At 72.9% G+C, this 14,030-nt stretch carries 14 protein-coding genes, 1 pseudogene and 2 riboswitches; of the genes and pseudogenes, 4 read left to right on the plus strand and 11 right to left on the minus strand.

Annotated features, from left to right (window positions below; all coding sequences use genetic code 11):
- The coding region (locus ET526_RS00005; RefSeq protein ID WP_135465612.1) for a response regulator transcription factor at positions 1 to 347 on the minus strand (347 nt) is incomplete at its 3' end.
- A 263-nt stretch (positions 348 to 610) separates the two neighbouring features.
- On the opposite strand from ET526_RS00005, the gene ribA reads away from it, so the two are divergent.
- Together ribA and ET526_RS00015 are read left to right on the plus strand one after the other, a co-directional pair.
- Entirely contained in the window at positions 611 to 1,771 is a 1,161-nt protein-coding gene (gene ribA / locus ET526_RS00010; protein WP_135465613.1) for a GTP cyclohydrolase II, read from the plus strand.
- 3 nt (positions 1,772 to 1,774) lie between these two features.
- Positions 1,775 to 2,284 (plus strand): L,D-transpeptidase family protein, encoded by a 510-nt coding sequence (locus tag ET526_RS00015; RefSeq protein ID WP_135465614.1) that lies wholly within the window; start codon positions 1,775 to 1,777, stop codon positions 2,282 to 2,284.
- Positions 2,285 to 2,485: 201 nt separating this feature from the next.
- On the opposite strand, the gene ET526_RS21605 is transcribed toward ET526_RS00015, so the two are convergent.
- The 4 genes from ET526_RS21605 to ET526_RS00030 all read right to left on the minus strand — a co-directional run bounded on the left by ET526_RS21605 (position 2,486) and on the right by ET526_RS00030 (position 6,327).
- On the minus strand, positions 2,486 to 2,977 hold the full coding sequence (locus tag ET526_RS21605; RefSeq protein ID WP_240048186.1) for a P-loop NTPase family protein: 492 nt from the start codon (positions 2,975 to 2,977) through the stop codon (positions 2,486 to 2,488).
- Positions 2,978 to 2,988: 11 nt separating this feature from the next.
- Positions 2,989 to 4,038 (minus strand): hypothetical protein, encoded by a 1,050-nt coding sequence (locus ET526_RS21810; RefSeq protein WP_240048187.1) that lies wholly within the window; start codon positions 4,036 to 4,038, stop codon positions 2,989 to 2,991.
- Positions 4,035 to 5,555 carry a MutS-related protein gene (locus ET526_RS00025; protein WP_240048188.1) on the minus strand — a complete coding sequence of 507 codons (1,521 nt, stop codon included), beginning with the start codon at positions 5,553 to 5,555 and terminating at the stop codon, positions 4,035 to 4,037. Before ET526_RS00025 ends, ET526_RS21810 begins: the two co-directional genes overlap by 4 nt.
- Positions 5,556 to 5,943: 388 nt before the next feature.
- The gene (locus ET526_RS00030) at positions 5,944 to 6,327 is read right to left on the minus strand and encodes a hypothetical protein (protein ID WP_135465616.1); all 384 of its coding nucleotides are present in this window, start codon (positions 6,325 to 6,327) and stop codon (positions 5,944 to 5,946) included.
- A gap of 171 nt (positions 6,328 to 6,498) precedes the next feature.
- Positions 6,499 to 6,558: riboswitch (Fluoride riboswitch) on the minus strand.
- 113 nt (positions 6,559 to 6,671) lie between these two features.
- Positions 6,672 to 6,732, plus strand: a riboswitch (Fluoride riboswitch).
- Between the two features lie 118 nt (positions 6,733 to 6,850).
- On the opposite strand from ET526_RS00030, the gene ET526_RS00035 reads away from it, so the two are divergent.
- Together ET526_RS00035 and ET526_RS00040 are read left to right on the plus strand one after the other, a co-directional pair.
- Positions 6,851 to 8,011, plus strand: coding sequence for a cation:proton antiporter (locus tag ET526_RS00035; RefSeq protein ID WP_135465617.1), 1,161 nt, complete (start codon positions 6,851 to 6,853; stop codon positions 8,009 to 8,011).
- Complete coding sequence (locus ET526_RS00040) at positions 8,004 to 8,423, plus strand: universal stress protein (RefSeq protein ID WP_135465618.1); 420 nt, start codon at positions 8,004 to 8,006, stop codon at positions 8,421 to 8,423. Before ET526_RS00035 ends, ET526_RS00040 begins: the two co-directional genes overlap by 8 nt.
- 18 nt (positions 8,424 to 8,441) lie before the next feature.
- Here the strand turns inward: ET526_RS00040 and ET526_RS00045 are convergent, their stop codons facing one another.
- The 6 genes and pseudogenes from ET526_RS00045 to ET526_RS00070 form a co-directional block, all read right to left on the minus strand.
- Entirely contained in the window at positions 8,442 to 9,062 is a 621-nt protein-coding gene (locus ET526_RS00045) for a histidine phosphatase family protein (RefSeq protein WP_135465619.1), read from the minus strand.
- A 38-nt stretch (positions 9,063 to 9,100) separates the two neighbouring features.
- Positions 9,101 to 9,925, minus strand: a complete 825-nt coding sequence (locus ET526_RS00050; protein ID WP_135465620.1) for a universal stress protein — start codon at positions 9,923 to 9,925, stop codon at positions 9,101 to 9,103.
- A 115-nt stretch (positions 9,926 to 10,040) separates the two neighbouring features.
- Positions 10,041 to 10,859, minus strand: coding sequence for a universal stress protein (locus ET526_RS00055; protein ID WP_135465621.1), 819 nt, complete (start codon positions 10,857 to 10,859; stop codon positions 10,041 to 10,043).
- 5 nt (positions 10,860 to 10,864) lie between these two features.
- Entirely contained in the window at positions 10,865 to 12,157 is a 1,293-nt protein-coding gene (gene eno, locus ET526_RS00060; protein WP_135465622.1) for a phosphopyruvate hydratase, read from the minus strand.
- Between the two features lie 167 nt (positions 12,158 to 12,324).
- Positions 12,325 to 12,699, minus strand: a pseudogene (crcB, locus tag ET526_RS00065) (fluoride efflux transporter CrcB); the annotation flags it as partial.
- Positions 12,696 to 13,940, minus strand: a complete 1,245-nt coding sequence (locus ET526_RS00070; RefSeq protein ID WP_204623428.1) for an MFS transporter — start codon at positions 13,938 to 13,940, stop codon at positions 12,696 to 12,698. The pseudogene crcB and the gene ET526_RS00070, both read right to left, overlap by 4 nt.
- Positions 13,941 to 14,030: the final 90 nt, after the last annotated feature.

Raw genomic sequence — 14,030 nt, forward strand, 5'->3', positions numbered from 1 at the left:
GCCAGCAGCTCGTTCAGGCGGAAGGGCTTGGCGATGTAGTCGTTGGCGCCGGCATCGAGGCCGCGCACCACGTCCTGCTCGGCATCCGCCCCCGTCAGCATGATGATCGGGATCTTGATGCCGTCGCGGCGCAGCTTGGCGCAGAACTCCCGCCCGTCGCCGTCCGGCAGGCCGATGTCGAGCAGCACGGCGTCGAAGCGCGCGTCGCCGCCGAGCTTCTCCGCCGCCTCCGCCAGGGTGGCGGCTTCCGCCGGGGCGAACTCGCCGTCGAGGGCAAGCTGTTCGGAAAGGGTCGCGCGCAGGGCGGCGTCGTCATCCACGATCAGAACGGGGCGAGGACCAGACATGATCTTCCAACTCTCCTGCCCGCGCGTTCCGGCTGCCCTAAGGCCGAACGTCCGGCCCCGGGGGCGCGCGCCGGATCCTGCGGATGGGTCCCAGACGGTGGTGCCCTGGCGCAGCCATGGCACCCGACTAATTCCATTGTCGTCATCCCAGGGCCCGGTCGCAAGGCTCGGGCCTCACGACAGCGTTGTTCTTCCGAGGCTGGCGCGCGCCCTGGCCGCGCCACATTCGGGTCGTGCCATGCAGCCGTGATGGATCCATGCCGATGAGCCTTTCCGCCCCCGTGCCGCCGCAGCCGCAGCCGCCGGCGCTTCCGCCGCTCCCCGACGCGGCGGCGCTGGCGTTGCGCGCCGTGCACCGGGCCGCCTCCGAGCTGCGGCGCGGCACGCCGGTGCTGTTGCGCAGCCAGGATCACTTTCTCGTCATCGCGGCGGCCGAGACCGTCGGCGCGCGCGGCCTTGCTGAACTCGCCGCCGCGGCCGAGGCGGCGCCCTGCCTGCTGCTGGCCCCGGTGCGTGCCGCCGCCCTCGGCGTGCCGCGCCCGGCGGGGGAGGAGGCGGTGGCGTTGCGCCTGCCGCCCGCCCTGCTCGATCCCACGGCGCTGCGCGGCCTTGCCGACCCTACGGCCGAGGCGCTCCTGCCGCCCGAAGGGATGCGGGCGGAGCGCCAGGCGCCGCCGCCGCTCGCCGGGGCGGCGCTGGCGCTGGCCAAGCTCGGCCGCCTGCTGCCGGCGGTGATCGCGGCACCCGCCACGGGCCTGCCGCCCCCGGGCAGGCTCGACCTGCTCGCGGTGGAGGCGCCGGCGGTGCTCGGCTACCCCACCACCGCGGCGCTGTCGCTGCGCCGGGTGGCGGAGGCGGCGGTGCCCCTCGAGGACGCGCCGGATGCCCGCATCGTCGCCTTCCGCGCCGGCGATGGCGGCATCGAGCATCTGGCGATCCTGGTCGGGCGGCCCGAGGCGTCGGCGCGCCCGCCGCTCGCGCGCGTGCATTCCGAATGCTTCACCGGCGACCTGCTCGGCTCGCTCCGCTGCGACTGCGGGCCGCAGCTCCGCGGCGCGATCCGGCGCATGGCCGAGGACGGGGCGGGCGTGCTGCTCTACCTGGCGCAGGAGGGGCGCGGCATCGGCCTCGTCAACAAGCTCCGCGCCTACACCCTGCAGGATTCCGGTCTCGACACGCTGGACGCCAACCGCGCCCTCGGCTGGGGGGCGGATGAGCGCAACTTCCTCGTCGCCGCGGCCATGCTCGACCAGCTCGGCATCGCGCGGGTGCGGCTGCTGACCAACAACCCCGACAAGCTCGCCGCCCTCGCCGCCTGCGGGATCGAGGTGGCGGGGCGGGAGGCGCTGGCCTTCGCCCCGAACGGGGTCAACGACCGCTACCTCGAGACCAAGGCGCAGCGCTTCGGCCACCTGCTGGCCTGAGTCATGGCGCCCGGTGCCGGCATCGCCCGCGTCACCCCGGACGGGCTGCTGCGCCTCGGCGGCGCGGTGTGGCGCTGCGCCCTCGGCCGCGGCGGCATCCGCGCCGACAAGCGGGAGGGGGATGGCGCCACGCCGGCGGCGCTGATGCCGCTGCGCCGCGTGCTCTACCGCGCCGACCGGGTGGCGCCGCCCGTCTGCACCGTGCCGGTGGAGCCGATCGGGCCCGGGGATGGCTGGTGCGACGACCCGGCGCATCCCGACTACAACCGCCCCATCGCCCTGCCGCATCCGGCGCGGCACGAGCGCCTGTGGCGGGAGGATGCGCTCTACGACATCGTCGGCGTGCTCGGCTGGAACGACGCGCCGGTGGTGCGCGGGCGGGGCAGCGCCATCTTCCTGCATCTCGCCCGCCCGGACTACGCGCCGACCGAGGGCTGCGTCGCGCTCGCGGAGCGCGACCTGCGCGCCGCCCTGGCCGCCGGCCTCGCCGGCATCGAGACGGTGGCGGGATAGAGCGGATCCCGTTCAGGCGGATCCGCCTGAACGGGTGAAGAGGCTCTCGATCACTGACGGATTTCGCTTCGGCACGACAGGTCAATCCGTGGTCCGCCCGGTATCATTGGGTGCGGGCCAGCCGAAGGGGTCCCTGGGATGGCCAGGGCTGTGAGATCCGCGCGCCCCGGCGGCAAGCGCCTCAAGGTGACCATTCGGCCGCTACTTCATCGGCGCAGGGCTCGGGGTCAGGCGCAGAGCCGGCGTGCCGATGGTTGCCGGACGGTGCGTCCCCTCGCCGAACACGCTGCTGTAGAGGTCCTCGCCGAAGCTCGTCCGCAGGGGTTCGCCCTCGCATAGCCGGAAGGTCCTGGCGCGGTCGGCGCGCAGGAACAGCGCGCGGACGCCGGGCTGCTCGTACAGCGCCCGTGGAAACTCGAAGAGGTGGGTGACGAAAGTGACCTGGATTCCCCTCTCGAGCAGGGCGGAGACGATCTGCCCGGCGATCTCGGAGCCCTCGCGCTCGTTCGTTGCCGCGAAGGATTCGTTGAACAACACCAGGGAACCGGGCGCGACGTGGTCCACGCTCTCGCTCATCCGGCTCAGTTCCTCGTCGAGCTTCCCGCTCTTCATCCCCGTGTCCTCCTCGCGCCGGAAGTGCGTGAAGACGCCATCGCAGAGACTGGCACGAAACACCTCCGCGCCGACGAACATGCCGCACTGGATCATGAGCTGGGCCAGCCCGAGGCTGCGCAGGAAGGTGACTTTCCCCCCTGGTTCGCACCGGTGATGACGAGAGCATCCCTGCCGTCGGCGCTCAGGTCGTTGCCGACCGGCGGCCCGCCAGTCTTGAGCGCCAGGCAGGGATCGTAGAGGCCCCGGCCGGAGAGGCGCCGCGTCGTCGGTGGTTCGGCCGACGGGATGCATATGGGCACGCCGATCCGGACGAGGCGCTCCTGCAGGTTCACGCAGCCGACATAGAACGCCAACTCCCGCCGCAGCACCGCGAAGAAATCGCGGACGTGGTCCGCCGACTGCCCCAGAGCGCTCGCCGCGATGGCGGTGCCGCGGTTCCGCAGGTCCGAGATGATGCCGTGACCGGCCTCGTCGCGCGGGTTCAGCGAGAAGCCGTAGGATTCAGGCTGCGGCTCGAACAGGCGGGAGAACCAGGTGCCCGCCCTTGGCGGCGACCGGTGAAGCACGAAGTCGGCGCCCTTGAGGCCTGCGCCGAGCGAGGCGCTGAACAGGACACCGTGGCGGAACAGCATCTGCCGCAGGTGATCCTCGGCGCGGGCGAAGAATTCTTCCCCGAGTTCCCGCTGCAGCATCGCGAAGAAGGCGGACCAGGCGGGAGCACGGAATTGCGCAGCATGCCGATCGGCGAGGCTCCGCAGCTTCCGCGCCGCGACGAGCAGATCGGCCATCAGCTCGACCGACCAGCGCAGCACCCAATCCGGATATTGCCGCATCGAGCCGAGGTAGTGCCGCTTCTCGCTCTCCGTCGCCTCCACCGCCACTGCGTAGAGGGCGCGCAGGACGGAAGGCTGATCCAGGCAGTCGCGCAGGATGTCCTGCCGGTGCCGGACGGTCGCAAGATCCTCGTACATGCCGGTCGGCACCACGGTCTGGACCACCTCCAGCACGAAGGCATCCCTTTCGGCCATCGCCGCGAACAGCGTGTACAGGTCGAGGTCCCCGGCCAGCGCTCCCGCCGACCAAGGCAGCCGCGCCCTCGGGTCGAAATCGCGATCGGGGTAGAGCAGGTGCGCCTTCATGACGCGATGCGCTCCAGGATGGCGTCGCGTGTCAGCCGGTACTTCTCCGCGATGGCGAGCGCGTGGGCACGCCCGTCCGCCGGCCGGCGGACGACGCGGAAGGTCCGCTCGGCGGGCCGTTCCGGCACGACGGTGCTCACCATGCTCACCGTCTGCGGTCCGAGCGAAGCGAGCTCGTCCACGAAGGTCACCCAGACGCAGAGCAGGTCGAGCGCCAGGATGCGCGCGGCGAGCCGCCGGCTGAGCAGCGCGGCGTCCCGGAAGCTGGTCGCGCTGAAGATCTCGTTCATCACGATGAGGCTGTCCGGCGTCGCCGCGGCGAGGATGTCGCGCGCCCTGACCAGGTCGTCCTGCAGCCGGCCGCGCAAATTGGCGGTGTCCTCCCCGCGCTCGAAATGCGTGAAGATCCGGTCGGGCAGGAACAGGCGGGCCTCGCTGCCCGGCACCGGAAGGCCGAGGGCCGCCAGGTAGTGGAGCTGCCCGAAGCTGCGGGCGAAGGTCGTCTTGCCGCCCTGGTTCGGACCGGAGACCACGATCACGCGCTCGGCGCCGCTCAGCGCGAAGTCGTTGCATACCGCCGCGCGGCCCTCCTGGGCCAGAACGCCGGCCAGCGCCAGGTCGAAACCGTCGCGGCTGGCGGCCGCCTTGCTCGTCCGGCTGACCTCGGGATAGCAGAAGCGCAGCCCCCTCTCGCCGAGCCGCCGGATGTGCTTCAGCCAGCAGAGGTAGAACTGCACCTCCCGGTCGAAGGCGGCCAGCGTCGCCTCGGGGAAGGCCGCATGCCGCTCCCGGAAGGCGGCCAGCGCCTCGAAAGGCGCGGGGAACAGCTTGACGACCTGATCGAGGATCAACTCCTCGACATGATTCATCTCCGGGCGATCGGCGTGGGTGAAGTCGAACCGGCGGCCCGCGCCTTGCCTGAACGGCGCGAAGTCGGCCTGCACCTCGGCGCCGTAGTCGCCCTCGCCCGCATGGCGGAACACATCGACGCGGGAGCCCTCGATGCGCAGCTTGTAGCGGATCGCCGCGAGGTCCGCCGTCAGCATCCCTGCCGCGCGCCGCAACTCGGCGAACGCGTGCGAAGCCACGTAGCGGCGGAGATGGACCCCGAACGCTTTCAGGCCGCGCGACGCCGGCGCCCCGGCCGATAACGCCGCGTCGAGACCGGCGACCCCGTCGCAGTAGGCTTCCGCCGCGGCCAGGAACCAGCGGTCCCGCTGCCGGGCGTCGCGCATCTTCCCCGACAGCGCGAGGTCTTCGCGCGTGGTGCGCATGGAGGAGGCGAGGGTGCGGATCCCATCCAGGAGCACGAGAGTCTCCAGGTCACGCATGACCTCGTGGCGGAACACGACCTCATCCACGTCGTGCAGGGGGAGATGAAAGAACCGCGCCAGATCGTACTCCTCCCTGCCTGCCGTCACGGCGGCGATGACCTGGTCGAGGTTCAGATCGCGCAGGCAGTCCGGTGCCTCGGCGCGCTCCGCTCGGGCGCAATTTTCAGCGGAGCGGAACAGCACGCTCGGGGTTGCTGTCCGAGCGGCCTCGCCCGCTTGCTGAACTCCGGCCACCGTGGCGGCCCGATCCTCAAGCATGCGCAGCCGCCACCCAGCGCCACGCCAGTTCACGAAGTTTCGCCCCGGCCATGGCTTCCGGCGACGGCGCGCCGCGCACCGGCAGGAGCGCCTCTGCCCGCTTCGGCGCGGCGGGAGCGACCCCAGCCGCGCCGGACCCATGGCCAACCTCGCAGAGGCGATCGAGCAGCGCGACGGCGGTGCTCCAGTACGGCGCTGCCCGGTCCGGTGACCCGGCGCGCCGCCCGGCGTGCGCGAGCAGCCGCGCAACGGACCGCGCGCGCAGCCCGGTCCCGAGCGCCAGGATCCGGCCGGCATCCCGCTCCAGCCGCCGTCAGGCGAGGCGCCGCCACCAGCCCTTCAGCGGGCCGTCGCCGCTGGCTGCCTCCGAGTCGGAACGCAGCCGCGGCAGGATCTCCAGCTCCAGGGCGCTGCGCAGGAGCGCCACCCGCTCGCTGTCGCGACCGTCGTCGGTGCCGAGGATGCGGGGCGCGAAGGGCTTCAGACGCTGCAACTCCTCCAGCGGCATCGCGTCGTTCAGCATCACCGCGTAGTCGCGAATCAGCGGCGAAACCCGGGCGGGGATGTCCGAATGCGGCTCTCCTGCGAGCAGGGCGGCGAAGGACATCACGCAGAGGCGCCCCTGGTCCGGATGGCCCGTGCCCCGGCAGAGGGTGACGCGCCCATGGAGGACCTCCAATCGCCGATCGACGCCCATGACCTCCTCGGGTGCAAGGAGGTCCGGCCGCGGTGCCGCACCGGCACGGTGCGCCTTGCGCCGGTGCCGCATCCCGAATGGAGGACGAGAAGCGAAGCTCCGCTGCATGGCCAAGCCTCAACGCATTGGCGGCGGAGCTGCCGGGCTTGGGACACACTCCCGCCGCGTACGGACGTGGCAGGAGTCATCAGCCTCACGGCGGTTAGGGGGGACTCCATCCCCGAGATGGCAGTCTTGGGCCGTGCCGACGCGGCGGCAACATACGGTGGCGTGACCGCGCGGCGCAGCGCGCAGGATCGCCGGACGGCGGCGTTGACCCAAACCATCCGCGCGATCTAGCGTTTGTCCCGACAGGGGATGGAGTCCCCCTTTGACCGCCCCCGGGCTGATGACTCCTACCGCGTGCAGGGCATGTGGTGGGAGTGCGCGACCTAGGTCATCCTGGCATCCCTCGTCTCTCCCATGCCCGACAGCCCACACGGCCGCCGCCTAAACCGGCCGGCCGCACCGGAGGGAGACGGGCATGGAGAACCCCTGGCTGGCATCCGCCCTCTGGATCGGCCTCGCGCTCGTCGCGTCGGTCCTGTCCATCTGGGTCGCGATGTCCGTGGCGCTGGTCGAGATCGTCGTCGGCGCCGTCGCCGGCAACCTCTTCGGCCTGCCGATCGCGCCATGGGTGGACTACCTCGCCGGCTTCGGCGCCATCCTGCTGACCTTCCTGGCGGGCAGCGAGATCGACCCGCAGGTCGTGTGCCGGCACTTCTGGTCGGCGATGAGCATCGGCGTCATGGGGTTCCTCGCGCCCTACGCCGGCGTGCTGCTCTACGCGCACTACGTCGCCGGCTGGGCCTGGCCGCAGGCGCAGATCGCCGGCATCGCGCTCTCCACCACCTCGGTCGCGGTCGTCTACGCCGTCATGGTCGAGACGGGGTACAACCAGACCACGCTCGGCAAGATCATCCTTGCCGCCTGCTTCGTGAACGACCTCGGCACGGTGCTCGCGCTCGGCATCATCTTCGCGCAGGCGACCGTCTGGCTCGCGGTCTTCGCGGCGGCGACCGCGCTCGCGCTCTGGTTCCTGCCGCGCTTCGCGCCGTGGTTCTTCAGCCGCGTCGGCCATCGGGTGAGCGAGCCTGAGACGAAATTCGTGGCGCTGGTGCTGTTCTTCCTCGGCGGGCTGGCAAGCGTGGCGGGCTCGGAGGCGGTCCTGCCGGCCTACCTCGTCGGCATGGCGCTCGCGCCGGCCTTCCTGAAGGATCCGGAACTGCCCCACCGCATGCGCGTCGTCGCCTTCACCATCCTGACCCCCTTCTACTTCCTGAAGGCCGGATCGCTGGTGCGCCTCGACGCGGTGATCGGCGGGGCGGGCCTCATCGCGGTGTTCCTGGCGGTGAAGATGGCCACGAAATTCGTCGGCATCCTGCCGCTGACCCGGACCTTCCGCTTCGGACGGCGCGAGGGGATGTACACCACGCTGCTGATGTCCACCGGCCTGACCTTCGGCACCATCTCGGCGCTGTTCGGGCTGAACAAGGGCATCATCGACCAGGCGCAGTACACGATCCTGGTGACGGCGGTGATCGGCAGCGCCGTGGTGCCGACCCTCATCGCGCAGCGGTGGTTCCAGCCGGCGGAGGCGCCGCCGAAGGCCGCGGCGCCAGCGGAGGAGGCTGAGCATGTTTGAGCGGATCCTGCACGCCAATGACGGCTCCGAGGGGGCGATGAAGGCGCTCGGCGCCGCGCTCGACCTGGCCCGCAGGCACCATGCGGAGCTGCACATGATCTGCGTCGAGGAGCTGCCGAGCTTTCCGGCGACGATGGACGAGGTGCGGGAGGAGCGCATGGAGGCGCAGCACCGGTTCACGCAGGTCATCGCCCGGGCGGAAGCCCTCGCCAAGGGGCAGCGGGTGCGCCTGCACGCCCATGTCCTCGCCGGGCATCCGGTCCGGGTCATCACGGAGTTCGCCCGCGAGCAGCGGACCGATCTGCTCGTCACCGGCTTCATGGGGCACTCGGCCCTCTACAACCGCGTCATCGGAAGCACGACCGACCGCCTGGTGGACCTCGCGCCGTGCTCGGTGCTGGTGGTGAAGTAGGGGCCGGCGCGCCGGCGGTCAGGCGCCCGCGAGATGCTGCGTCCCGTTGACCAGCGCGACCGTGAAGTCCCGGCCGTCGAAGCGCAGCTCGTTCAGGGCGCACGGGTCCTGCCGCAGCCGCCGGTAGGCCTCGGGCGGCAGGCCGAGGGCGTGGCAGAGCGCGGCGCGGTTGACGCTGTCGTGCCCCACCAGCACGACCGTCGCGTCGCGGCCGTGCCGGGCGAGGACCTGGTGGAGCGTCCCGGCCACCCGCGCGACCAGGTCCGGCAGCGTTTCCCCGCCGGGGATGGCGGCCAGGTGCGGAACGCGGAACCAGGCCTCGACCTCCGCCGGCCAGCCCGCCCGCGCCTCCTCGTGCGTCAGCCCCTGCCAGGCGCCGTAGTCGAGATCGTTCAGGCCGGGCAGCACGTCCACGGTTGTGCCGAACGCCCCTGCGATGGCCTCCGCCGTGTCGCGGCAGCGGCCGAGCGGGCTTGTGTAGATCGCGGCAAGGGCCGGAAGGGCCGCCCGCAGGTGCCGCGCCGTCGCCTCCGCCTGCCGCAGCCCCAGCCCGGTCAGCGGCGGCTCCGCCCGGCCGCGGAAGCGCGGCGGCGCGATCCAGTCCACATGGCCGTGGCGCACGAGGATCAGCGTGGTCATGGGGCGTCCTCCGGTCGGTCGGCGGCGCCGGGCGCCGCTCAGTGGCGCATCAGCAAAGGCAGGTCCGCATGGGCGAGCATCCAGCGGGTCACGCCGCCCAGGATCATCTCGCGCAGCGGGCTGTGGGCGTAGGCGCCCATGACCAGGAGGTCGGCGCCGAACGCGTGCGCGGCCGCGAGCAGCGCCTGGCCGAACGGGCCGGGGCCGATCGGCAGCACGTGCTGCTCCACCTGGACCTCGTGCTCCCGCAGGATGGCCGGGACCGCGGGCGGCGCGGCGCCGCCGCGCACGCCGCACAGCAGCGCCACCCGCTCGGCGCCGGCCAGGCAGCGCAGCGCCGGCAGCACCGCCTTGGCGGCGCGGCCGTCATCCCGCCAGGCGATCCCGACGCGCCGGCCGAAGGTCGCGGCGGCCGGGTGGTCGGGCGGCACGACGAGGAGCGGGCGTTCGGTCCTGAACAGCGCCGTCTCGAAGGCCTGCCGCTCCGCCCAGCCATGTCCGGCCGAGGGGCGCGAGATCACGACGAAATCCGCGCGGCTTCCCCTGTCGCGCACCGGATCAAGCGGGTTCGCCTCGAGGAAGGCCCAGTGCGCCGGGAACGGCGCGGCCCTTGCCTCCGCGGCCCAGCGCTCGAAGGCGGCCCGCAGCCGCGCGATGCGCTCCCGCCCGTCGGCCCGCATGCGCGCGAGCACCTCCTCGGGGATGTTTCCGTCCGCCATGTAGATCTCGAAGGTCGGCGGCGGCTGCACCGCCAGGGCGCCGACCGCGCCGCCGCCGGAGAGCTCGGCCAGGCGCTCTCCGGCCCGCAGCAGCGTGTCGGCCGCTTCTGGGCGCCAGAGCACGACCAGGATCACGTTCGGCATGGCGCGCCTCCCTCAAGAGCAGATCGCCGGAGGCCGGCCTCCTCCGGAGCCGAGGTTCTGCCAGGGAACCGATGTCTTGGGGCATCCCCCGTGACCGTACGTGGACGGGAGATCCCTAGTGGCGCATGAGCACCGGCAGGTCCGCGTGGGCGAGCATCCATCGCGTGACGCCGCCGAGGACGAGTTCGCGCAGCGGGCTGTGGAGGTAGGCGCCCATCACCAGCATGTCGGCGCCGAGCGCGTGCGCCTTCGCCAGCAGCGCCTCGCCGAACACGCCCGGACCGATCGGAAGCACGTGAAGCTCGGCTTCCACCTCGTGCTCCTCGAGGATGGCCGGAATCCGCGGAGGCGGCGCTCCGGCGCGGAGCCCCGTGATGACATGCACCGCCTCCGGCGGCAGGCGGCAGCGCAGCGCCGAGAGCACGGCCCGCGTCGCGCAGCGATCCTCCCGCCAGGCGATCGCGACCCGGCGCCCGAAAGGGCCGGTGAAGCCGGGCGGCACGAGAAGGCCCGGCCGGTCGGTACGGAACAGCGCGGCGTGGATCGCCTGCCGTGCCTCCGGCCCGTCGTGCTCGTCGGGGCGCGGCAGGACGAGCACGTCGGCCGCGCGACCCCACTCCTCGACGACCGCATCCGCCAACCCCTCCACCTCGCACCAGCTCGCCGGCATGCCGCCGGCGCTCACGCGCAATGCCCAGGGCTCGAAACTGCGCCGCAGCGCCGCCATGCGCGCCTGCTCGCGCGCTACGATCCGGTCGTGGTGCTCGCGCGTCATCACCTCCTCGCTCGGCAGGATGGTCGTCTCGGGGGGCACGCGCACGGCCAGCGCGTCGATCCGCGCACCGCCGAGGAGCTCCGCCAGCCGCCCGGCGGCGGCGAGGAGCGAATCCGCCCGGTCCGGCCGCTCCAGCAGGACGAGGACGATGCCGCGCATGGCCGTCAGCTCCCGGCGGGCGGCGCGCCGGCCGGTGCGCGGAACGGGCTCTCGTAGACGGCGGCCGGGCCGAGCTCGCGCTCGATCTCCAGCAGCCGGTTGTACTTCGCCAACCGCTCGCCGCGGCAGGGGGCCCCGGCCTTGATCTGCCCGCCGCCCGCCGCGACCGCGAGATCGGCGATGAAGGAATCGTCGGTCTCGTCCGAGCGGTGCGAGACGACGAAGCGCCAGCCGGCCTCCCGGCACAGCGCGACCGCCTGCAGCGTCTCCGTCACCGTGCCGATCTGGTTCGGCTTGATGAGGACGGCGTTGGTCGTGCGCTCCGCGATGCCGCGGCGGATGAAGGCGGTGTTGGTCACGTAGAGGTCGTCGCCCACGATCTGCACCCGGCCGCCGAGCGTCGCGGTCTGCTCGGCGAAGCCCGCCCAGTCCTCCTCGCCCAGCCCGTCCTCGAGGGAGACGATCGGGTAGGACCCGATCCAGCGCCCGTAGAGCGCGGTCAGCTCGCCGCTGGTCAGGCGGCCGCCGCCGGACTTCGACAGCGCGTAGCCCCCCTCGACGGCGAAGCTGCTGGCCGCCGGGTCGAGGGCGATGGCGACCTGCTTGCCCGGCTTCAGCCCGGCCGCCGTGATGGCCTCGACGATCAGCTCGCAGGCGGCCTCGTTGCCCGGCAGGTCGGGCGCGAAGCCGCCCTCGTCGCCGACCGCGGTGGACAGGCCCCGGCGCTTCAGGACGGCCTTCAGGGCGTGGTAGGTCTCCGCCCCGTAGCGCAGCGCCTCGCGGAAGCTGGGCGCGCCGTGCGGCACCAGCATGAACTCCTGGAAGTCGAGCGAATTGTCGGCGTGCCTGCCCCCGTTGATGACGTTCAGCATCGGCACCGGCAGGCGGCAGGCGCCGGCGCGGCCCAGATAGGCGTAGAGCGGCAGGCCCGCGGCCCGCGCCACCGCCATGGACACGCCGAGGATGGCGTTGGCGCCGAGCTTCGACTTGTCCGGCGTGCCGTCGAGGTCGAGGAGCGCCTGGTCGATCTCCGCCTGGCGGGACGGATCGCGTCCCCGCAGGGCCGGGGCGATGGCTTCGACAACCGAGCCGATGGCCCGCTCGACGCCCTGGCCGCCGAAGCGGCGCGCGTCGCCGTCGCGCAGCTCACGGGCCTCGTTCGCGCCGGTGGAGGCGCCGGAGGGCACGCTGGCCGTCCCCTCGGCGCCATCGTCCAGCCCGACCTGCACCCGCAGCGTCGGGTTGCCGCGCGAATCCAGGATCTCCATCGCGTCCATCCGGACGATGCGTCGCTGCATGGCTGCCTCCACTCGGATCAGTGCCGCCCATGGCCGCTTCCGGCGGCCGCCCCGCGGCGGAGAGGATGGCGGGCGCCGCCTCCGGCCGGTCGAGCAGGGCGAGGACGATGACCTCGTGTCCCGGCTCCGCGGTGCCCGTCGCGGCCGCCTGCTCGATGGCGCGCCCCCGCCCCGTAGTGGCCGGCGGCGACGGCGCCGAGGCAGAGCGCCACCGACAGCGCCACGTTGGCCGCCGCCTCGCCCATCCGCCCGTCGCGCAGCAGGTCGAGGGTCTGCAGGCTGAAGCTCGAGAAGGTGGTGAACCCGCCGCACAGCCCGACCATGACGAAGGCGCGGACATCGGCGGGCACCGGGAAGCGGCCGTCGGCGGCGGCGGTGAGCGTGCCGAAGAAGCCGATGACGAAGGAGCCGCCGATGTTGATGTTGATGAGGATGGTGCCCCAGGGGAAGGCGGCGCCCCATGCCCGGGCGGCGACGGCGCTGAGCCAGAAGCGCCCCATGCCGCCGAGGGCGCTGCCGACCGCGACCCACAGATACGTCATGGATGCGGCCTCTCCCGCTTGGTCCCGAACAGCGCGACGAGGAGCGGCACCGCGGCGAACTGCACCAGCAGGGAGGTCCAGGCGACGGCCGCGACCGAATGGTCGTAGAGGACGCCGAGCCCGGCGCTGCCGGCGAACCACGCCACGCCGAACACCGCGTTCAGCAGGCCGTAGGCGGTGCCCCGCCGTTCCGGCGGCGCCATGTCGGCGACGACCGCGCGCATCACCGATTCCTGCGCGCCCATGCCGACGCCCCACAGCAGCATCCCGAGCGCCACGGGCGCCGCGCCGCCGCCGAGGAAGACCAGCGGGGCGGCGAGCGCCGCCAGGGAAGCGCCGACCGCCACGGCCGGCAGGCCGTGGCGGTCGAACAGCCGCCCGAGCGCGAGGGCCGCGAGGGCGTCGCTGACCATCGCCACGGCGTAGAGAGCGGAGATCAGCGGCGGACCGACCGTGCCGGCCGTGCCGAAATGGTAGGCGATCAGCGCGAAGTCGGCGTAGCCGGCGCCGATCAGCGCCACCGCCCCGAGATAAAGCCAGAGGGCCCGGCCGAAGCCGCGCCCCTCCAGCGCCGGGGGCGCCAGCTCGAAGTCCCGCGGCCGGGGGAAGCGCGAGCGCGCCCCGAGCAGCACGAGGAAGGAGAGCGCCGCCGGGATGGCTAGGACGGCGAAGGCCTCGCGGTAGCCGTAGCCCGCCCAGAGCACGGCGGCGACGAGCAGCGGCCCGATGATCGCACCGGCCTGGTCCATCGCCTCGTGCAGGCCGAAGCCCCAGCCGAGCCCGGTATGCCCGGCCGCGTGCGAGAGCATCGCGTCCCGCGCCGGCGAGCGGATCGCGCGCCCCATGCGCTCGGCGACCATCAGCGCCGCCGCCATCGGCCAGTCGCCGGCCAGGGCCAGCGCCGGCACGGCGAACAGGTTGAGCACGTATCCGGCGATGGTCACCGGCCAGTAGCGGCCGGTGCGGTCGCTCAGCCAGCCCGAGCCGAGGCGCGCGGCATAGCCCACCAGCTCGCCCAGCCCCGCGACGATGCCGACCGCGGTGGCCGAGGCGCCGAGCGTGCCGAGATAGGGGCCGGTGATGCTCCGCGCGCTCTCATAGGTCATGTCGCCGAACAGGCTGACGAAGCCGAGGAGGACGATGAACCGCAGGGCGTCCTGCCGCCCGAGCACGGTCCCGGACCGAGCGTGGCCCAACGCGGCAGCCGGCGCGATGCTGGGCGGGGTCGGGGTCTTGGGCACGCTGCACGCTCCTCTGCGCCCTGGCGGGCGGGTTCGGATGCGCGAAGCCGGCGGGGAGAGGCCCGGGCCGGGATCCGGACAGACTCCCAC

The organism is Crenalkalicoccus roseus (assembly GCF_004761865.1).
In the GTDB taxonomy this organism is placed as follows: Bacteria; Pseudomonadota; Alphaproteobacteria; order Acetobacterales; family Acetobacteraceae; genus Crenalkalicoccus; species Crenalkalicoccus roseus.

Bases quoted from the DNA above. Each gene is read 5' to 3' on its own strand.
- ribA (WP_135465613.1), top strand. From the start codon at position 611: ATGAGCCTTTCCGCCCCCGTGCCGCCGCAGCCGCAGCCGCCGGCGCTT.
- ET526_RS00015 (WP_135465614.1), top strand. From the start codon at position 1,775: ATGGCGCCCGGTGCCGGCATCGCCCGCGTCACCCCGGACGGGCTGCTG.
- ET526_RS21605 (WP_240048186.1), bottom strand. From the start codon at position 2,977: ATGTTCGTCGGCGCGGAGGTGTTTCGTGCCAGTCTCTGCGATGGCGTC.
- ET526_RS21810 (WP_240048187.1), bottom strand. From the start codon at position 4,038: ATGAAGGCGCACCTGCTCTACCCCGATCGCGATTTCGACCCGAGGGCG.
- ET526_RS00030 (WP_135465616.1), bottom strand. From the start codon at position 6,327: ATGGGCGTCGATCGGCGATTGGAGGTCCTCCATGGGCGCGTCACCCTC.
- ET526_RS00035 (WP_135465617.1), top strand. From the start codon at position 6,851: ATGGAGAACCCCTGGCTGGCATCCGCCCTCTGGATCGGCCTCGCGCTC.
- ET526_RS00040 (WP_135465618.1), top strand. From the start codon at position 8,004: ATGTTTGAGCGGATCCTGCACGCCAATGACGGCTCCGAGGGGGCGATG.
- ET526_RS00045 (WP_135465619.1), bottom strand. From the start codon at position 9,062: ATGACCACGCTGATCCTCGTGCGCCACGGCCATGTGGACTGGATCGCG.
- ET526_RS00050 (WP_135465620.1), bottom strand. From the start codon at position 9,925: ATGCCGAACGTGATCCTGGTCGTGCTCTGGCGCCCAGAAGCGGCCGAC.
- ET526_RS00055 (WP_135465621.1), bottom strand. From the start codon at position 10,859: ATGCGCGGCATCGTCCTCGTCCTGCTGGAGCGGCCGGACCGGGCGGAT.
- eno (WP_135465622.1), bottom strand. From the start codon at position 12,157: ATGCAGCGACGCATCGTCCGGATGGACGCGATGGAGATCCTGGATTCG.